Below are 18242 nucleotides of genomic sequence, written 5' to 3'. Positions count from 1 at the left end.
TTCGATGATCCTTACGCGCCGGCCATGGCGTCCTCGCGGCTTGGCTGCCGCTGCTCCTCTGCCCAGCGGGCGGAGCGTGCCGGGTCGCCGAAGGTGAAGAAATGGACCCCGGCGATGCCGAGAGACGGATCGCCCGCCTGAGCAAGCGCGATCTCGCCCAAAAGCTCGTCTGGCGTCTCACCCGCAAGCACGTTCCGCGCCAGATTGCCGCGTTCCCTGAGCACGCGCAAGGAGGCGCCGACGCCGCAGCGCAGGGCGTATTTGATAAGCTTCGTCCGGTTGGCGGGCCCCGCGACGCCCATGCGCAACGGGGCGGCGATGCCGGCGCGGCGGAGCGCCTTGGCAAAGGCCACGACAGGCTGCGGGTCGAACAGGAACTGGCTCACCAAAGCCGCGTCGAGCCCCGCCTCAGCGGCGGCCGCAAGCTTGTCGCGAAGCGCCTGCCACAACACGTCGTTGGCAATGCGCGGGTGGCCCTCCGGATAGCAAGCGATGGCGATCCGCCGAATACCGTATTCCTGAAGAAGCCCCGTCTGAATAAGTTGAAGAGCGGCATTGAATTCGCCCGCCGGCCGGTCGCGGTCGCCGCCCAGAACGAGCGCCTTTTGCACTCCTGCCTCGCCGGCGAGGCCAGCCAGCATCTCCTCGAATTCCTGGCGGGTGGCGATGTTGCGAGCGACGATGTGCGGTACGGGTGTCAGGCCGGCTCGGCGCAGGCTTGCGGCGGCCCTGACGAGCACGTCAGCATTCTCGTTCGGCAGGTTGGCGACGAATACTTCCGTTCCAGGCCGCAGGATCTCCGCAACGGCGCCAAGCGCGTGCTCGTCGCGCGCCGTCACCTCGACGGAATAGGTCTGTAGCAGCGCGGCCAGCGCCGTCTTTTCCTCAGCCTTGTGCTCCCACGTCATTAACCGCTCCTCGCCTGCAAGAGAATGTACCGATGCATGCTGACGGTATACAATCTGCATCTCTTCGCGGGCGCTGTCAATTGTGCGTCGAATTCGAAACAGGGACGGTCGGCCGGCCACAAATTCATCAGGGAGCACATTTGACCACGCGTAGCCTTGCTCCCCATGACTTCTAGAGCATCCTCTCCCTGAACAGCACACCTGCCGACAAACGATTGGCGCGGCGTCGAGTTCCAAGCCTAGCGTGCTGCAGGTCCTTCTATTCGTTTTTCGGTATACTGGCAGATCGAAGCGCCACGCTCCTGAAAATCCCGAGAAAGATCAATTGCCTCCGGCTTTTGAGTGGAAGCGGGGATGCGGCGAGCCCTCCGCCTCGCCGGACGCTTGCAGCATCCGCCGGTCGACTTCACACTCATTTTCCCTCGATGGTGATCCTGCCTGGTCGCGCTTCAAGGCGGCGGCAGCGGATCCCTGTATACCACCGCTTGCAACCTCGTGTCCGATAACCCTCAGGCCTGGACTACGCCTGCCTCGAGACAGATGTGCTTGGTTTCCAGGAAGTCGTTGAGCCCTTCCACGCCGTGCAGCCGGCCGAGGCCAGATTGGCGATAGCCGCCGGTCTCGCCTTCCGCGAAGAGCCTGCTATGGCAGTTGAGCCAGACCGTACCTGCCCGGATGGCGCGCGCGACACGCGTTGCGCGGTTTATATCCCGCGTGAAAAGGCTGGCCGCCAGGCCGTAGCGCGTGGCGTTCGCCTTGGCGACCGCCTCGGCCTCGTCCTCGAAGGTCTCTATGGAGACGACGGGGCCGAACAATTCCTCCTGAACCAGCTCCGAGCTGACGTCGTCGATGCGAAAGAGCGTGGGCGTGACGAAGGCGCCGCGCGACAACCGGCCGTCGGGAACGCCGCCTTTCAGGATCAATTCCCCCTCGTCACTCGCCTGCTCGATGAGGCGGATGATACGCGCCTGGTTGTCCGTGTCGATCAGTGCGCCCATCTCGCTCGATGGTTCGGAACCGGGACCGACGCGCACGGCTGCGAAAGCGGCACGGATGCGGTCGGTGAATTCGCGCTCGATGGGCTTGTGCACGAGAAAACGGGCGGCTGCGACGCAGATCTGCCCAGCCATCATGAGCGCACCGCCGGTCAGCTCCCGGCAAGCCAGGTCGAGATCGGCGTCCTCGAAAACCACCGCTGGCGCCTTGCCACCCAGCTCCAGCGAAAGCCGCTTCAAGGTTGGAGCGGCGCCTGCCATAATGCGCTTTCCGGTGCGACTGGAGCCGGTGAAGCTGATGACGTCTATATCCTCTGACGCGACCAGCGCCTCCCCTACCTCGGTCCCGTTCTCGTTGACGGAGTTGACCACGCCCCGGGGCAGCGAAGGACAATCATGAATGCATTGCATGACGCGCGAATGGATAAGCGGCGTCTGCGGGGCGGGCTTGATGACAGTCGTGCAGCCGGCGGCGAGTGCCGGTCCGAGCGAGCGGATGAGCAGCGTCACCGGCGCGTTCCACGGCACGATGACCGCCGCCGCGCCCGCCGCCTCGCGGTTCATCATGGAGACATTGCCAGGTGCCGTTTCAAGCGTGCGGCCGAGGATGGTGCGCGCAAGGCCTGCATAGTAGCGCGTCTCGGAGATGGCGCCCATCATCTCGCCTGCCGCCTCGCGCTTGAGCTTGCCGTTCTCCGCCACGATGAGGTCGATGAGCTCGTCCTTCGCCGCCTCCAGCCGATCCGCCAGCTCGTAGAGCACCATCGCCCGCAAGCGCGGAGACGCGGCCCAGCTCGTGCGCTCGAAGGTCTCCCGGGCAACAGTGGCGGCCTCATCCGCGAGTGCTCGCGAGCCGGGGCTGTAGCGGCCGAGCACGCTACCGTCCGCCGGGTTCAGGCTTTCGGCGGCGGTCTCTCCGCCGATCCATTCTCCATTGAGATAGTTCTGTGCCGTGGGACGATTTATATCCATCGTCTCCTCCCTCAGATGGTCAATCCGAGAAGCGCGGCGGCATTGTCCTGGTAGAGTTTCCAGCGTGTCGTCTCGGACACGTCGAGCGTGTCCAGGATGCCGATCGTTTCGCGGATATACATGGGGCCGCCCTCGGGATCGAAAGGCGCGTCCGAGGCGAAGAGCACGTGGTCCTCACCGAAGAACTCGATCGCGTGCTCAATGGCCTTGCGCGAGCCGAAGGATGCCGTATCGGCGTAGAAATCCCTAAAGTAGTCGAGGTGTGGGCGCTTCAACGCCTTCAGGACGGCGGCAAGATCGCGGTCGGTGGTGCGCTTGCCCATCTGATCCCAGCCGGGGCCGACGCGGCCCTCGAAGAAGGGCACCATGCCGCCGGCATGATGGGTGATGACCTTGAGGCCGGGATACTTGTCGAAGATGCCCGAGAAGACGAGACGGGCCATGGCGGCCGATGTCTCGTAAGGCCAACCGAAGGTCCACCAGATCTCGTATTCGGAACGGCTCTCGGACTGGTAGTCAGGGAAATTCTCGCCGCGCGCGGGGTGCAGCCACACGGGCTTGCCGGCCGAGGCCATATAGTCGAAGAAGGGCTCGAACTCCGGCAGGTCGAGCGGCTTGCCGGCGACATTGGTGAAAATCTGCATGCCGACGGCGCCGAGCGTCTCGATGGCGCGTTTCGATTCTTCTACTAGTGCATCGGGATTGTTCATTGGCGCCGTACCGATGAAAGCAGGGAAACGCTCGGGATATTTTCGGCACAGCTCTGCCATGGAATCGGAGCCGATGCGGGAAAGCTCCAGCGCTTTTTCCGGCCCGGCGAGTTTTTCCAGAGGCGGCGAGGCGAGCGAGAGAACCTGGCGATAGTCCTCGCCGAACATGTCCATGACCTCAAAGCGCCGGTCGAGCTCCGTCATCATCGGCACTGCACCGGAGCGCATGGTGATGTCAGTCATCTCGCCGACATGCGCGATCAGTGCCTCGAAGAAAGGTTTCGGCCATATGTGGTTGAAAATGTCGATCTTCTTCATGCGTCCTCGCTTGCCGGTTGTTGGGGCAAGGATGCGCGGCGGTGCAAGCTGAGTCAACAATCATCTCATTGGATGAGATAATTGTCAGATTGTCTTCTCGGTTTCCCGTTCCAGCGACAACGCCTCGCTGATCTCAAGGCCGGCCTGGCGCACATGGGCGCTGATCTCGTCGATGTCGTTGCCGTTGATGAGATGGCCGGCAATGGTCACGCACACGCTGGCGACGGGACTGCGGCCGGCGTCGTAGACCGGTGCGGCGATGCCCACCACGCCGGGCGTCACCTCGCCGAAAGCCACGGCATAGCCGGCACGCTTCACCCGCCGCAGGCTTTCGTATACCTCTTCTACTGTGTTGCCGAGGCCGATGGCATGCAGATCCTCCATGTGTCGCTCGATCATCGGAACGAGCTGGCGCCGTGGCAGGAAGGCCATCAGCGAACGGGCGATGGCACCACGACCAAGCGGCATCGGCCGGCCGCGCGGATAGCTGCTGCGCGGGTTGGCGACCGAGCGTTCCGACGCCACGCACAGGATGCGGTCACCGTAGCGGCGCACTAAAAGGGCCGTGCAAGCGTATCTTTCTGTGAGATTCTTGAGATGCTTTTGGCCGTTGAGAATGAGCGCATCGGATTTGCGCAGAAGGAAGTCCATCTCCACCACCTTGGGCCCCAGCGTGAAGCCGGCGCTGGCAGAGGAACTCAGAAGACCGGCCTCCCGCAGCGTCTTAAGGTAACGGTAGAGCGTCGGCCGACTGTAGCCCAGCTTCTCCATCAGTTCCTCAGGCGTCCATTCCAGACGGTCCTCGCAGAACACTTCCAGGATGGCCAGGCCGCGCTTGAGACTGTTGCCTGCGTTTTCCGTCAAGATAGCGCCTTCTTCCTCTGTTCGCGGGCACGATAAGCCTCGACGGCCAGCAAGACCGCACCGCCACCCACCCCGACGATGTCGCTATAGATAGCGCCAGCGAAAGCCCCCGCCGGCACCAGCGCCATGAGACCCGCAAGACCGAACAGGAGCCGCATCGGTATCGACAGCCTGGTGGCGAAATAGCCGGCGAGCGCGGCCGAGACAAGCCACACGCCAGCACCCGCGGTGACGACGGCAAAGACGATATCCAACGGCTCGCCGATCAGAAGCAGCGTCGGTGAGAAGACGAACAGGAACGGCACGATGAAGGCCGACCAGCCGAACTTCGCCGAGGCGAAGCCGGTTTTCATCGCCGGCGCATGCGCGATGCTGGCGGCGGCGAAGGCAGCGATGGCGATGGGCGGCGTGATCATCGACATCATGCCGAAATAAAGCACGAAGAGGTGCGCGGCGATCGGCTCGATGCCTACCGCCACCAGTGCCGGCGCCACGAGTGCCGCCAGAAGCACATAGACGCCGAGCGTCGGCAATCCCATGCCGAGCACGATGCATACCACCGCCGACAGCACCAGAAGCACCGGCGCGCTGCCGCCGCCGATTTGCACCAGCGCATAGGTGAGGTTGAAGGAGAGCCCCGTGACGTTGAGGACGCCGATGACCAGCCCGGCGGCCGCCGAAATGACGATGATCTCGACGACCGCCCTGCCGGTCTGCTCGAAGGAGGAGAGGAGCCGACCGATGCTCGGCCGCGCGCCCTGATAGCCGAACAGGAGCGAGGTCGCGACGACGGTGAGCGCGGCTGCCAGCGCGGAGCGCTCCGGCTGCCATCGCAGCGAGAACAGCGCGCCGATGAGCACCACGAAGGCGAGAACAAAGTGCAGGCCCGCCAGAACCGGTCCCACCGGCGGGATCGCCGATTTTGGCACGGGCGCGATACCGAGCCGTGCGGCCTCCAGATCCGCCTGGATGAAAAGTGCCACATAATAGAGCAGCGCCGGCACGAGCGCGGCGAGCGCCACCTGCGCATAGGAGATCTGCAGGAACTCAGCCATGAGGAAAGCAGCCGCCCCCATAACCGGCGGCATGAGCTGCCCGCCCGTGGAGGCCACCGCCTCGATGGCACCGGCCTTATGAGCCGGATAGCCGTCGCGCTTGATCATCGGGATGGTGACGATGCCGGTGGCCGTGACATTGGCGACGGCCGAGCCGGAGATGGAGCCGAACAGGCCGGAAGCCAGAACCGCGATCTTCATGGAGCCGCCGCGAAAACGTCCCATGAGAAGCAGCGAGGCATCGGTGAAGAAGCGGGAACCTCCGGTAATGCTCAGGAGGTTGCCGAACAGGATGAAGGCCACCACCACGGTGGCGGCCACGGCCATTGGAATACCGAGTATGCCGTTGGAATCGAAGGCCATGTAGCCGGCAAGCATCCGCCAGTCCTGCGCGCGGCCGGAAAGCCGCCCCGGCACATGATCGCCGAACATCGCATAGGCGAGGAAAACGGCGATGATGATGACGAGCGCCCAGCCCGTCGTGCGCCGCAGCGCCTCGAGCAGAAGCAGGATGATGACGAGGCCGGGCACATAGGCGCTTGGCGGCCTTGAAAAGATGAAGTTGACGACCTGCGGATAGCGCAACGCCACATAGGCCACGGCCGCGAAGGCGGCGAGTGCCAGGAGGCAGTCATACCACGGGGCGACTTCGCGCGTTGCCCCGCGCTGCCCCGGCAGCATGAGGAAGACGATCGGCAGGGCGAAGGCCAGGACGACAGCCATGAACTGCTGCGGATAAAATGCCATGCCGAAGCTGCGTGGCAGGTTGAGCGACCATGCCACGGCCGTGAGCGTCAAGCAGACAGAAAGGGCGCCCACGATGGGGCGCCAGATGCCGGGCGGAAGGCCGGGCGTCATCGCCTCCTACTCGTTCCAGAGGCCGGCTTCCTGATAGAAGCGGATGGCGCCGGGATGGTACTCAGTTGGCGCTGTGTCGCCCACCATATCCTGCGGGTCGAACTGGTTGAAGGGCGGGAAGGTCTCCGCCATCACCTGCTTGCTATCGTGCAGAACCTTGGTCATCTCGTAGACCACCTCCTCCGGCGCATTGGCGTGGGTGAACACGAGCTGCGGATAGGCCATGTAGTGCGCCTTTTCCAAGACACCCGGCGCCTCGCCCGGTTCCATCTCGACGAGGAAGGCTACCGGCCAGTGCTCGCGAATGGCAGCCAGCGTCTCCTCATCGTTTTCCACCGGCAGCGCCCTCAGTCCGCCGACGGCGGCATCTGCCTCCCGCACCTTGCCGGCGCCATGGGCGAAGATGAAGCCGACCGAATCCCCGGCAATGAAAGCGTCAGCGCCCGCGACCACGCTTGGCACCTGCACCGGCTGCATGTCGTCACGCGTCAGCCCGACCGAGGCATACATCGCGTCGAGCTGCGGTAGGATGGTGTTCTGCGCCGTAAATCCATCCACCATCGGCTTGCCTTCCAGATCGGCGATCGACTTGATATCGGAATCGGCGCGCACGAAGATCGCCTCCTTGAGCGGCATGATGAGCCCGACCACTCGCAGATCCGGATTGGCGTTGCCCTCGAACCATTCCTTACCTTCGAGCGCGTAGTTCACCTCCTGCAAGTTGGCAACGCCGAACTCGATACCGCCGGAAGCCACGAAGGGGATGTATTGATTGGGGCTGGTTGCCGGCTGGATGGTGGCGTTGAGGCCGGCTTGGTTGGCCGCGTTGGCGACCGCAGTGCCGATGTTATGGAAGAGCGATCCAGGGTTGGATGTGGCGATGCCTACCGTCTGCGCCGCCGCAGTGCCGCTGAAGGCGAGTCCGGCCGCAAGCACGGCCGAAGCGATTAAGCGTCTCATTGTTCTCCTCCGCTGCTGCTCGTTGGTCGCCAGTAGAGGCGACATAAATCCCTAAAAATGAGATTATTGTCTCATCATGCACTTGCATTCGCCGATTTTTCAAGCGCATTCTGGTCCGGTACGCTGACTGTCGTGACCCGCCCAAGTTGCGACGGGCCGGCGATGCTGAAAATGCGGCTACCCGTATCGGTTTTTGAGAATCGCGAGGAGGATGCGATGGCGCTCGACCAAGCGGAGCGAAAGGCGGCACCAGACAACCGGACGGGCGCGGAAAGTCTCCTCCTCGGGCTGAAGTCTGCCGGCATCGACTTCATCTTCGCCAACGCGGGAACCGACTTCCCGCCCATCATCGAGGCATTCGCCGCGCTGGACGAAAACGCGGTCCCGGTGCCTGTCACCGTGCCGCACGAGACGGCTAGCGTGGCCATGGCGCACGGCTACTACCTCCTCACTGGCCGGGCGCAGGCCACAATGGTTCATGTCAATGTCGGGCTTGCCAACTCCGCCATGGGCGCCATCAACGCCGCCAGCGACAACATTCCCGTCCTGATCATGTCCGGCCGCACACCGATCACCGAGCATGGGCGGCGCGGCGCCCGCGTCTCACCGATCCAGTACGGACAGGAGATGTACGACCAGTCCTCGCTGGTGAGCGACGTCGTAAAGTTCCACTACGAAATGCGCTACCCCGAGCAAGGTGGCCTGCTCGCCGCGCGCGCCGCGGTACTCGCCACCAGCGAGCCGAAAGGCCCGGTCTATGTAAGCCTGCCGCGTGAGGCGCTGATGGATATAGTGCCGGCCTCCAACGCCGATGCCCCATGCCTGCAGGCGCCGGCGACGGTCCCCTACCCCGATCCGGCGGCCATCGCACAAGCCGCACAATGGCTCTCGGCGGCAAAGAACCCGCTGATCGTTTGCCAGCGCGGCGATCCTGACGGGCGTGTTGGCGCCGCCCTTGCCGACCTGGCGGAGACGTTTGCCATCCCCGTCGTTGAGCCTTTTTCGATCCGCAATCTCATGGCCTCGGACCATCCGATGTTCCTCGGCTACGACATCAAAATGCCGCTGGCTGCGGCGGACGTGGTGCTGGTGGTCGACAGCGGGGTGCCGTGGATTGAATCGCTGCACCGGCCAGCTTCAGAGACAAAGATAATTCATCTCGGCCCCGACCCGAATTTCCAGCGCATGCCTGTTCGCGGCTATCAAGCGGACCTCGCCATCGCCAGCGACGCTTCCGCCGGGCTTACAGCACTTGCGACCGCCATGGAGCCCACAACAAGCATGGTCGAGGAGCGACGCGCCCGCTACGCGCGGCTGAGCCGGGAACGGTTGGAGAAGGCAGCTGAGAACGCGGCGGAAGGCTGTGCCAGCCCCATGAGCACGGAATGGATGAGCCATTGCGTCGCCGCGGTCATGGACGAGCGCGCGGTGATCTTTAGTGAACTCGGCGTCCTGCCTGGCCATCTGCGCGTGAATGGGCCGAACCGCATCTTCAGCAATCCGCACTCGGGTGGTCTCGGCTGGGCTCTACCGGCAGCCCTCGGTGCACAGCTTGCAGACCGCGAGAGGCTCGTCATCGCTTCTATGGGTGACGGTTCCTACATGTTCGCCAACCCGATCGCTTGCCACCAGATCGCCGAAGCGCTGGAGCTGCCGGTGCTCACCATCGTCAAGAACAACAGCATGTGGAACGCAGTGCGCCGCTCCGTCATCAACAGCTATCCAGGCGGTGCAGCCGCCAAATCGAACCGTATGCCGCTCACCTCGCTGGAGCCCTCCCCCGATTATACGCAAGCGGCCGCCGCCAGCCGCGCTTATACGGAGCGCGTAGAACATGGCGAAGAACTGCCTGCCGCGCTTGCGCGTGCTGTGGAGGTGATCCGCAAAGAGCGGCGGCAGGTGTTGTTGGAACTGAAGGTCGCCGCTTCAGACAAGCATTAGGATGGGCTTCTGGAACGGACTTTGCACTCTCTCGCGATCTTTGGGGAGCGGGATGCGGACTAGAGAACAGCCGCGACGCATGATGATGAGCATCGGGGAGCCTTTGTTTCAGCCACGCCCAAGCGAGTAGAATTCGTCGTTGGGCCGCATATCGGTGACGTTTGCCAGCCGGTTCGACATGGCGAAGAAGGCCGAAATGGCAGCAATGTCCCAGGCGTCCTCCTCTGTGAAGCCGTGGGATTTAAGCACCTCCAGATCGTCCTCGCCCACCGCGTAGGACGTCTGCGAGACCTTCACGGCGTAGTCGAGCATTGCCTTCTGCCGGTCAGTGATGTTCGCCTTCCGGTAGTTCACCGCAACCTGGTCCGCGATCAACGGGTCCTTGGCCCGGATGCGGAGGATCGCCCCATGTGCGATCACACAATACTGGCATTGGTTCAGATTGGAGGTGGCGACCACGATCATCTCGCGTTCGGCCTTGGTCAGGTTGCCGGGCTTGTCCATCAGCGCGTCGTGATAGGCGAAGAACGCGCGGAATTCCTCGGGCCGGTGGGCGAGCACAAGGAAGACATTGGGAATGAAGCCCGATTTCTCCTGTACGACGAGGATACGATCTCGGATGTCTTCGGGCATGTCTGCGACTTCTGGCACGGGGAAGCGGCTTGCCTTGCGCTCTGCTTTGGTCATGTTGGTGTCTCCATACTTCCGGCAGCTTCCCCGCCAGATAATCAATGCCATTTTGCGAACAAAGTCACGCATCCACGCTCTCTCGGCGGCAGATCGGAGGATTGCTGGGCTGAATGCTTTCCTGATTTAGCCAAACCGATTTTCAGGTAATAACCCAAACCCACCATCCTCCAAGAACGGAGCCGTCACATGGCTTTCGAACCGGTGCAACTTGCCATCATCTTCGCCTGTCTGGCGGGCGGTGGAATTCTAAAGGGGGCGACCGGCGCCGGCGCACCGGTGCTGGCGGTGCCGGCACTGGCGATGATGTTCGACGTGAAGTTCGCCGTGGTGGTGATGCTGGTGCCAAACCTGCTCACCAACATTTGGCAGGGATGGCTTTTCCGCCGCCACCGCCTGCCGGCCTCCTTCATCTGGGGTTTTGCCGCCGCCGGCGCGGCGGGCGTCGTTGCCGGCACGCTGATGCTCGCCTTCTTCTCTCAGCAGCTGCTTTCACTCATGGTGGCGGCGGCGGTCTTCGGCTACGTGTTCCTGCGGCTTGCCCGGCCAGACTGGAAGATCGCCTATCCGCTGGCCAGCCGGCTGCGCCTGCCGGCGGGCCTCACCGCAGGCGTTCTGCAGGGCGCCTCCGGCATCTCCGCGCCTGTCTCCATCACCTTTCTCAATGCGATGCGTCTGGAAAGGCCGGTTTTCATCTCCACCGTCTCCGTCTTCTTCGCTGTCATGAGTGCGCTGCAGATCCCGGCGCTCGGCTATTTCGGCATCCTGTCGGAGCACGGCGCCCTGATCAGTCTCGCCGCCCTCTTCCCGATCCTCGCGTTCATGCCCGTCGGTTCGGCGCTGGCAAGGCGCCTGTCTAAGGAAAACTTCGACCGCGCCATCCTTATCCTGCTCAGCCTGCTGGCCTTGAAGCTGGTCTACGACGCCCTGATCAGCTGAACACTCATTCTGCGCCAGCCACCGCCGCCACATGCTCGGCGACCGCGTCGATCTCCTCATCGCTAAGGGTGTCGGCATAGGAAGGCATCGCCCCAGGCCCCTCCATCAATGCGTTCCGGACCTCTTCCGCCGTTGGGCGCATGGTATCGAGATTGGGCGCGATGGTACCAGTGGCTTCCGCATTGGCCAGCGTATGGCAGACGCCGCAGGGTGGCTCGGCGGTCGTCAGGAACACCTGCCGGCCAAGTTCTAGCATCGCCTCGTCGGCCCCGCCGGCAGCGCCGGTCGAAAACGTAAATAGGGCAAGGACGACGACTGGAACGCGGGCGGTCAACATCGACACGAGATATGGCATGCCTTCAGCTCCCTACAAGCTTCCGCCGCCGGTAGTTCGGCGGCGGAAGGTCTGCTGACGGGGATCGGAGGGGGTCAAACCACGGTCACTCCGACAGCCAGACGGTCCCAGCCGGCGTAGTCATAGGCGCGGTGGTTGGGCTCCGTCGTCTGTTCCTGCACGTTGCCCTGGCTATCGGTGGCGCGGCTCGTGACGGTGTAGTCGCCCGGTTCCAATTCTGCCGGCAGAACGAAGACCCGCCAGGCGAAACGGCCGAGATCCGGGCCGGTGAATTCCGCATCCTCCCACGTCTCTCCGCCGTCAGTCGAAACCTCGACGCGCTCCACCGGGTTCGTGCCGCCGAAGGCGACGCCGTAGATCAGCACGCGTCCCGACGTGGTTTCCATGAGGGGATGGATTACCCACGACTTCACCTTCATATCCCACATGGACGGCTGGTCCGGCGCACCGGACTCGCCCACCGGGCGCACACGATAGCCGCTTACCTGGATGTCAGCCGTGGATTCCTCTTCAGTGAAGGCGACGGTGCGGACATATTTCACATTGTTGATGCCATAGTAGCCCGGCACGATCATGCGCAGCGGCCCGCCATGGGCGATCGGTACGGGCGCGCCATTCATCTCGAAAGCCAAAATGGCGTTCTCCATAGCTTCCAGGGGAACCGAGCGCTCGACGACGATCTCGTCGCGGTTGACCTCCTCGGGGAGTTCCTCACCGCCGGTACTGGTCATAAACCGGGCTCCGTCAACGCTGCCGCCCAGCTCCTCCGCGACGGCGCGTACGGGGACACCGCTCCATACCGCGCAGCCGGCCGCACCTGTGCGCCAGGGAGCGCCGCTTGCGTCGTGATCGAACAGGCCCCGCCCGTTGCCCGAGCACTGGATGATTGTGGCGACCGTCTCCAATCCAAGTGTCTTCAACTCACCAAGCGTCATGGTGCGCGGGTTGGCAACGCCTTCGAACGAGACCTCCCACGCGTCGCGATCCTGGACGACCTCTTCGCTCGGCGGGTTCAGGTTGTTGCGGATAAAGAAGACGTCGTTGGACGTAACGACGCTCGTACCGATGGCGTCGCGGACGGTCTCAAGCGTCAGCTCGGTGTGGATGACCATCGCCTCGGGGTTCTTCCAGTCAGCATAGGAAGGCAGGGAGCCACCTTGGGCGTCCTGAGCAATGGCCGGGAGAATGGCAACGCTCGCCCCGCTGGCTCCGAGTACGGCTGTGCCACCTGCGCCGACGAGGAAATGTCGCCTGCGGATCCTGGTGCTCATGTTCATGGCGCTTCTCCCTTACTTGATTTTACTCCCATCCGGTTCGCAGAAAGCCGAAACGGCCCGCCGAGAGGGGCAGGCCGAATTCCAGTCACGATCTAACGGCTTCTTGAGATACCACTACTGACAACTTCGGAGCCCAGGCAGTGTTCCCTTTCCCTGGCGCTTTTTTATGCGGATTGGGTCGGTGCAGGGTCGGAAGGTTCAACGCGCCTTCGCCTCGGCGAAATAGATATGCCTCTTGCCGCCCTTCAGCGCCTCTTCGGCCCTGATGTCGAAATGGGCCTCAAGCAGCGCGCGGAAGATTTCAGGGTGATAGTCGCTGTACTGGTCCTCGCGGTTGGCGAGCAGCGTTTGCACCATTTCGTCGTCACGCCCGACAAACTCGATCACCACCGCGGTCCCCAGCCCTGCCAGCCATTCGATGAAGTCGGCGAGCGGGATATTGGCGGTAATCACGATGTGATGGATGAGCGCGAGGCAGAGCGTCAGCTCAGGCCGGCCGCGCTCGGCGATGCCCTTGCGCTCTGCACCGCGCCAACCTTGGTTGGGCGAAGCGTCGGCCAGGTTGACGACCAGCGGCAGGATGGATTTCGACGCCGCGCCGGCCTTCTCGCGCCTGTAGAGATGCTCGATTGCCATCCAGTCCCCGTCCATGGCCACCACATGGTCGGTGAACTCGGCGGCAATGCGCGAGAAGGTCCCTGTGTTGCAACCGAGGTCCCAGGCAAGCCGCCAGCGGCGGCTTGCCGCCGCCTGACGCACAAAGTCGGCTTTTCGCTTAAGCTCCGCATCCTCGTAGGAATGGGTCCGGTCGTATTCGGACCATTCGGTTTTCGTGCGTGCGGGCTCCAGCTTGGAGACCAGCGCCGTCAGCTTCTCCACGTTCCGCTCGATCAGTGCCTTGCTGAAACCTGCTTCGGCGAGCGCGCCGCGCATGTCCTGCCTGCCGCCCGCATAGCGCTTCTGCAGCGCATTTTGAGCAGCTACGTGCAGGAGCACGCCGGGCCGCATGAGATCGCGCGCCGACATCAGCGCATGCATCTCCTCGGCGGGAATGCCGTCGATACGCCCGCGCAACCAGGGGCGGAAGTCGACGCCCTTATAGGCCGCGAGCATCAGCGGATAGAGGAAGAGTTCGCAGAACTGCCGGTAACCAACCCATGGCGCTCCCTTCTCGAGCGGTTCGAAGGAAGGGACGTCGATGAAGACAGGATGCACACCGTTCCACTGGACATTGTAAGGCGAGGAATCCTTCAGGATCATGTCCGCGCGGAGCGCGCCGCGCATCAGGTCGAGATGCAGCAAGGTGGCGTCCTTCAGCATGCCGAAGGTCCACTCGTAGGGATATGAGATGTAGGGGATGCGGGCGTGCTCAAGGACGCCCGCCCATGTGCCAAGGTCGATGTTCTCGTTCCGCGGGTCGACCAGGCTCGTCTCGACGATCCGGCCCTCGCTGCGGAAGCGTTCGAAGAAGGGGGCCTCCCACAGGTGCTGCCAGTTCTTAAGTGCCCGCTCACTCACATAGCGGAACACGCGCCCGTCGCGATAGAAGACGGCGCCGTTGCGATCGCGATAGGAGCCTACCTCCGGCTCGCTCGCCCCATCAGAAGACACGCCACCAAGCCCGCCGGCCCCGGCTCGTTTAGGCGCCTCGGGTTTTAGCGTGTGGGCCTCGTTCACCTATTGGCCCACGGTAGGCTCGTCCTTCGCCTCATCTGTTTGAGGCGGGTCCCGTCTGAGCCCGACAAGGGAAAGGAACTTGTGCCAGTAGAGCTTGCCGGCGATCAGCAGGCCCGCGATACCCCCCAAAAGCACTTGGAGGATCATGCTGCCTGTCCCGGCATCCAGATAGGCATATGCGCCGGTCGCGGTCATGCCGAGGAACAAGACAGAGAGCGTGAGCGGAACGAGGCGAGAGAGAAATCTCACGGGCATCGAAGCTTCCTTTCGTCGAACCGGGTGGTTGGCGGCAGTCAACGTGGTCGAGCAGAAGACGTTCCTTATTCCTTCAAAAAAGTGACATAAATCTGTCATAACGACTGTAATTATCATGGAGGCTACCCATCGCGGACCGAAGGCCGGGGTCGCACCCGAACGCGCCGCGCGGAATGGAGGTGCGTGATGGCCGAGGGTTCGGACGCGGGTGCAACAGCCGACAATCCTCGCCCTCGCGAGCGCCGCCGGAAGGTCTGGGACAGAGCCTATCCCTTCCATCCATTTCTCTTCGCCGCTGCTGCTGTCTTCGCCCTCATGGCGAGGAACCTGAACTTCGCCTCGTTTGCCGACGTCGCGCCCTCTCTCCTGGGCTCCCTCGCCTTCGCGCTGGTGGTCTATCTGGCGGTCGCGGCGATGCGCCGGCGCTTCGATGCGGCCGGTGCAGTGGTTGCCAGCATCTGGGTGGCCGGCAGCCTCTTCTATCTAGGACTGTTCGGCCAGCTCAACGACATGGTGTCAGGCGGCTTTCCGATGGTGAGATCGCTGCCCTTCGCTTTCGCGATCCTGTCGCTTCTGACACTCATTGCACTGCGCCTGCACCGTCTCACCCGCTTGGCGCACAGTATCCTCAACGGCGTCGCGCTGGTGCTTTTGGCTACTCCGCTTTGGCAGGTGGGGGTCTATGAATGGCACAACGGCAAGGCCCGCGCCGCCTACGACGCTGAACAGGCCCTGGCGGAGGTACGGCAGTATCTGCCTGCGGAAGAAAGCGCCGACCGACCGCCGGACATCTACCACTTCGTATTCGACCGCTACACGTCGGAGGAAATCCTCCAGCGCCACTATGATCTCGACAACCGCTCCATCGGCCGCTTTCTGGAGGAACGGGGCTTTTACGTCGCGCGCCGCAGCAATTCCAACTACCAAAAGACCGGCCATTCCGTCGCCTCGACCTTCTACCTGGACTATCTCGATTTCCTGGAGGACGATCCGCGGGTCAAAGGTGCCAACTGGCGCCCGATTTACGAGATGCTGGACGACCATCGCGTGGGGCGGGTCTTGAAGTCGCGCGGATACGACTTCATCCAGTTCGGTGCCTGGTGGGTGGGCACCTACAACAGCACCCTCGCCGACGAGAACCGGCCACATGGCTTCAGCGAGTTCGCCATGCTCTATCTGCGGCGCACGATCCTGCGCCCGATCTTCCACACCTTGCCCGATACGGCACTGACCATGCGGCTCGACTGGGACAACGCCCAGTGCCAGCGCGTCGCCCCCCAGGTGGAGGAGATCAAGTCTATCGGCGAGCGCGAGCGGCCGGTCTACGTCTTCGCCCATTTCCTCGTGCCGCACGGCCCTTACCCCTTCACCGCCGACGGCCGCTGCCTTAGCCAGAAGGAGTCGGCGGAGCGCGGCGAGAAGCAGGGTTTCGTCGACCAGGTCGCTTATGCCAACCGCATTATCAGAGACGTCGTCACCACGCTCCAGGCGGACGGCCGCGAGCCGCCGATCATCCTGATACAGGCGGACGAAGGTCCCTTCCCCGAGCGCGGTTCGAGGGTCCCGTGGCAGGACGCACCGGCGGAAGAATTGCGGATCAAGACCGGCATCTTCAACGCCTACTATTTCCCCGGGAAAGACTACCTCCAGCTTACCGACGACATCACGCCGGTGAACAGCTACCGGGTGTTGTTCAACACCTATTTCGACGCCAATTTCCCGCTACTCTCCGACCGCATCTACGCCTTCCCGAACGACGCCACGATCTACGAATTCCACGACGTGACGAACAAAATCCGGGAACCGGCGAGCATCGCCGACACGATGCCGGGCGCGCGCGCCGGTCCCGTAGATCGGGACACCTTGGACCCGCCACCGCCTTCCGTCGAGCGTTAGATCGCCGCGCTTGAAGCGGAGCTTATGGCCCGGCGCCACGCAGAAGGTGCTGGAGCGCTCATTGGCCAGCTTGGTCAGCTCATATGTCGTGCGCAGTCCGGCCTTTGTCGGAACCGACCATGCACGCATCGCGTTTTTTCGACATGAGAGATCCATTCGAGCAGTCGGTGTCAGTGACATTCGGGCAGCTCGACACTGCCCGCACAGTGGCGTCAGTGGAACAGGCGGCGGAGATTCTCATGGACCCCCGCTGGCCGAACCGTGGGCCGCGGCATACGCGGGCTTGCGCTGCCCTCCTCGATTGGAGTGAGAGGCCCAGCCAGCCACAGGCCGTGCGTGTATGGGTTACATTTTGCAAGGCGGCGCAGGAAGCTGGTATCCTAATGAGCGCGCGCCCTCATTGATTGCTCACCAATTCCAACGATGTTCGGGATCATCAGTGATATCGTCATGACCAGTTTGTGGCCACTTTGGCACAACTTATCGATCTAGAAGAAAAGCCTCCTCCGCTCCCACGATCTCACTCCGGCTGCCAGGAACGTTTGCTCGCATCCGCACGTTGTTGTTTTGGAGGTCGAAATGGTATGGATGATGTGGCTCGGCGCCACTCTCGTTATTCTCGGTGTGCTCTACTCGGCAGGGACCGCCATCTATCGGGGTCGCATGAGCAATCCTCACCGTTCGCGGGCGGGGGCACGCACATTAGAACCGAAGCACAGCGGCATTCGAGCGATTGGCCTTGCGGACAAGTGGCCGGGACTTGCGCTGATCGTCATCGGTGCGGCAATTTTGCTGTTCGGGCTTTTTGGGCTTCGCGCGTTGTAACTTGAAGAATCGTCTACATCACGAACCGGCACCACTCGGTCTCGATTTGTGACTGATCGCATCTAGGTGTTGCCCATTTCGGCGGCTGAAACTAGGACCCGAACAAGGAGGTCCAACCGATGACCGCTCACAGGTTCAATCAGCCCGTTTCAGTATTCCTAGGCCTCGGCTTTCCCCGTGAAGTCGAATCTGTCTTGGATGCCTACCACCTACTCCTCGAATGGAACGGCGTTCCCGACCCCGACTATCACGCCGCCATGGACCTCTGCAGCAAAGCCCTCAGCGGAGAGGGAACAGTTCAAGAAGCACAGGAAGCGTTCGAACGATTTGCCGCCAATCGAGGTATCCTGTCGGAGGAAGCCCTGGACCGTAGCGCTGAGAAGCTCGCACAAGATTGGGGAATGCTTCGCACCTAGCGGCGGTTGGAGCGCTTTCGCGCCACACGAGCCGCTTGTCAGCGAGCGCCAGCGCGTATTCAGGCATGTGAAACGTGGCGGTTGCGATCGCATATCTCGACCACCTATTGCGCGTCCGCATGTGCGGGAACGCTAGAATGACCGTGGAAGAAGATGCAGGCGGACCCCATGAGAAGCGGCGATGGGCCACACAGGCAGAAATGTCGGCTGGATCTCTACGCTACGGCGCTTCAGAAAGACGCGCCTCGCGCACGCCCTCCGCCAGCCCGCGCACGAGGGTCGACACCGCTTCGGCCGGATCGGCGGTGGTCTTGCCATCGGGGCCGAGCACATT

The 18242-nt window shown here is 62.9% G+C and carries 17 protein-coding genes; 6 read left to right on the top strand and 11 right to left on the bottom strand.

Annotated features, from left to right (window positions below):
* Positions 1–11 precede the first annotated feature (11 nt).
* The 6 genes from N5A92_RS25850 to N5A92_RS25825 form a co-directional block, all read right to left on the bottom strand.
* Positions 12–908 carry a methylenetetrahydrofolate reductase gene (locus N5A92_RS25850; RefSeq protein ID WP_260907388.1) on the bottom strand — a complete coding sequence of 299 codons (897 nt, stop codon included), beginning with the start codon at positions 906–908 and terminating at the stop codon, positions 12–14.
* A gap of 509 nt (positions 909–1417) precedes the next feature.
* Entirely contained in the window at positions 1418–2875 is a 1458-nt protein-coding gene (locus N5A92_RS25845) for an aldehyde dehydrogenase family protein (RefSeq protein WP_260907387.1), read from the bottom strand.
* Between the two features lie 11 nt (positions 2876–2886).
* A complete protein-coding gene (locus tag N5A92_RS25840) occupies positions 2887–3903 on the bottom strand; it encodes an amidohydrolase family protein (protein ID WP_260907386.1) in 1017 nt (338 codons plus the stop codon).
* Between the two features lie 84 nt (positions 3904–3987).
* Positions 3988–4767, bottom strand: a complete 780-nt coding sequence (locus N5A92_RS25835) for an IclR family transcriptional regulator (RefSeq protein ID WP_260907385.1) — start codon at positions 4765–4767, stop codon at positions 3988–3990.
* Positions 4764–6680 (bottom strand): TRAP transporter permease, encoded by a 1917-nt coding sequence (locus N5A92_RS25830; protein WP_260907384.1) that lies wholly within the window; start codon positions 6678–6680, stop codon positions 4764–4766. Before N5A92_RS25830 ends, N5A92_RS25835 begins: the two co-directional genes overlap by 4 nt.
* 6 nt (positions 6681–6686) lie before the next feature.
* Entirely contained in the window at positions 6687–7640 is a 954-nt protein-coding gene (locus N5A92_RS25825) for a TAXI family TRAP transporter solute-binding subunit (protein ID WP_260907383.1), read from the bottom strand.
* 216 nt (positions 7641–7856) lie between these two features.
* Between N5A92_RS25825 and N5A92_RS25820 the strand changes: the two genes are divergently transcribed.
* Complete coding sequence (locus N5A92_RS25820; RefSeq protein ID WP_260907382.1) at positions 7857–9581, top strand: thiamine pyrophosphate-requiring protein; 1725 nt, start codon at positions 7857–7859, stop codon at positions 9579–9581.
* A 108-nt stretch (positions 9582–9689) separates the two neighbouring features.
* Here N5A92_RS25820 and N5A92_RS25815 read toward each other — a convergent pair whose 3' ends face one another.
* Positions 9690–10268 (bottom strand): peroxidase-related enzyme, encoded by a 579-nt coding sequence (locus N5A92_RS25815; RefSeq protein ID WP_260907381.1) that lies wholly within the window; start codon positions 10266–10268, stop codon positions 9690–9692.
* Positions 10269–10457: 189 nt separating this feature from the next.
* On the opposite strand from N5A92_RS25815, the gene N5A92_RS25810 reads away from it, so the two are divergent.
* On the top strand, positions 10458–11207 hold the full coding sequence (locus tag N5A92_RS25810; RefSeq protein WP_260907379.1) for a sulfite exporter TauE/SafE family protein: 750 nt from the start codon (positions 10458–10460) through the stop codon (positions 11205–11207).
* A 4-nt stretch (positions 11208–11211) separates the two neighbouring features.
* On the opposite strand, the gene sorU is transcribed toward N5A92_RS25810, so the two are convergent.
* The 4 genes from sorU to N5A92_RS25790 form a co-directional block, all read right to left on the bottom strand.
* The gene (gene sorU, locus N5A92_RS25805) at positions 11212–11562 is read right to left on the bottom strand and encodes a SorU family sulfite dehydrogenase c-type cytochrome subunit (protein ID WP_260907377.1); all 351 of its coding nucleotides are present in this window, start codon (positions 11560–11562) and stop codon (positions 11212–11214) included.
* Positions 11563–11636: 74 nt separating this feature from the next.
* Positions 11637–12839: a SorT family sulfite dehydrogenase catalytic subunit gene (sorT, locus tag N5A92_RS25800; protein ID WP_260907374.1), complete on the bottom strand. Its 1203-nt coding sequence runs from the start codon at positions 12837–12839 to the stop codon at positions 11637–11639.
* A 198-nt stretch (positions 12840–13037) separates the two neighbouring features.
* A complete protein-coding gene (locus N5A92_RS25795; RefSeq protein ID WP_260907372.1) occupies positions 13038–14516 on the bottom strand; it encodes a basic helix-loop-helix domain-containing protein in 1479 nt (492 codons plus the stop codon).
* Positions 14517–14771 carry a hypothetical protein gene (locus N5A92_RS25790; protein ID WP_260907370.1) on the bottom strand — a complete coding sequence of 85 codons (255 nt, stop codon included), beginning with the start codon at positions 14769–14771 and terminating at the stop codon, positions 14517–14519.
* Between the two features lie 186 nt (positions 14772–14957).
* Between N5A92_RS25790 and N5A92_RS25785 the strand changes: the two genes are divergently transcribed.
* The 4 genes from N5A92_RS25785 to N5A92_RS25775 all read left to right on the top strand — a co-directional run bounded on the left by N5A92_RS25785 (position 14958) and on the right by N5A92_RS25775 (position 17908).
* Positions 14958–16667 (top strand): sulfatase-like hydrolase/transferase, encoded by a 1710-nt coding sequence (locus N5A92_RS25785; protein WP_260907368.1) that lies wholly within the window; start codon positions 14958–14960, stop codon positions 16665–16667.
* An 83-nt stretch (positions 16668–16750) separates the two neighbouring features.
* Positions 16751–17071, top strand: a complete 321-nt coding sequence (locus N5A92_RS27615; protein WP_425248646.1) for a DUF982 domain-containing protein — start codon at positions 16751–16753, stop codon at positions 17069–17071.
* 175 nt (positions 17072–17246) lie between these two features.
* Positions 17247–17492 carry a hypothetical protein gene (locus tag N5A92_RS25780; protein WP_260907366.1) on the top strand — a complete coding sequence of 82 codons (246 nt, stop codon included), beginning with the start codon at positions 17247–17249 and terminating at the stop codon, positions 17490–17492.
* A gap of 119 nt (positions 17493–17611) precedes the next feature.
* Positions 17612–17908: a DUF982 domain-containing protein gene (locus tag N5A92_RS25775; RefSeq protein WP_260907365.1), complete on the top strand. Its 297-nt coding sequence runs from the start codon at positions 17612–17614 to the stop codon at positions 17906–17908.
* Positions 17909–18242 lie beyond the last annotated feature (334 nt).

The organism is Chelativorans salis, from assembly GCF_025336525.1.
Taxonomy (GTDB): domain Bacteria; phylum Pseudomonadota; class Alphaproteobacteria; order Rhizobiales; family Rhizobiaceae; genus Chelativorans; species Chelativorans salis.
This window is presented reverse-complemented; position numbering and strand designations above follow the sequence as displayed.

Excerpts from the sequence above, each read along its gene's own strand:
- N5A92_RS25850 (WP_260907388.1), bottom strand. The coding sequence starts at position 908 with ATGACGTGGGAGCACAAGGCTGAGGAAAAGACGGCGCTGGCCGCGCTG.
- N5A92_RS25845 (WP_260907387.1), bottom strand. The coding sequence starts at position 2,875 with ATGGATATAAATCGTCCCACGGCACAGAACTATCTCAATGGAGAATGG.
- N5A92_RS25840 (WP_260907386.1), bottom strand. The coding sequence starts at position 3,903 with ATGAAGAAGATCGACATTTTCAACCACATATGGCCGAAACCTTTCTTC.
- N5A92_RS25830 (WP_260907384.1), bottom strand. The coding sequence starts at position 6,680 with ATGACGCCCGGCCTTCCGCCCGGCATCTGGCGCCCCATCGTGGGCGCC.
- N5A92_RS25825 (WP_260907383.1), bottom strand. The coding sequence starts at position 7,640 with ATGAGACGCTTAATCGCTTCGGCCGTGCTTGCGGCCGGACTCGCCTTC.
- N5A92_RS25820 (WP_260907382.1), top strand. The coding sequence starts at position 7,857 with ATGGCGCTCGACCAAGCGGAGCGAAAGGCGGCACCAGACAACCGGACG.
- N5A92_RS25815 (WP_260907381.1), bottom strand. The coding sequence starts at position 10,268 with ATGACCAAAGCAGAGCGCAAGGCAAGCCGCTTCCCCGTGCCAGAAGTC.
- N5A92_RS25810 (WP_260907379.1), top strand. The coding sequence starts at position 10,458 with ATGGCTTTCGAACCGGTGCAACTTGCCATCATCTTCGCCTGTCTGGCG.
- sorU (WP_260907377.1), bottom strand. The coding sequence starts at position 11,562 with ATGCCATATCTCGTGTCGATGTTGACCGCCCGCGTTCCAGTCGTCGTC.
- sorT (WP_260907374.1), bottom strand. The coding sequence starts at position 12,839 with ATGAACATGAGCACCAGGATCCGCAGGCGACATTTCCTCGTCGGCGCA.
- N5A92_RS25790 (WP_260907370.1), bottom strand. The coding sequence starts at position 14,771 with ATGCCCGTGAGATTTCTCTCTCGCCTCGTTCCGCTCACGCTCTCTGTC.
- N5A92_RS25785 (WP_260907368.1), top strand. The coding sequence starts at position 14,958 with ATGGCCGAGGGTTCGGACGCGGGTGCAACAGCCGACAATCCTCGCCCT.
- N5A92_RS27615 (WP_425248646.1), top strand. The coding sequence starts at position 16,751 with ATGTCGTGCGCAGTCCGGCCTTTGTCGGAACCGACCATGCACGCATCG.
- N5A92_RS25780 (WP_260907366.1), top strand. The coding sequence starts at position 17,247 with ATGGTATGGATGATGTGGCTCGGCGCCACTCTCGTTATTCTCGGTGTG.
- N5A92_RS25775 (WP_260907365.1), top strand. The coding sequence starts at position 17,612 with ATGACCGCTCACAGGTTCAATCAGCCCGTTTCAGTATTCCTAGGCCTC.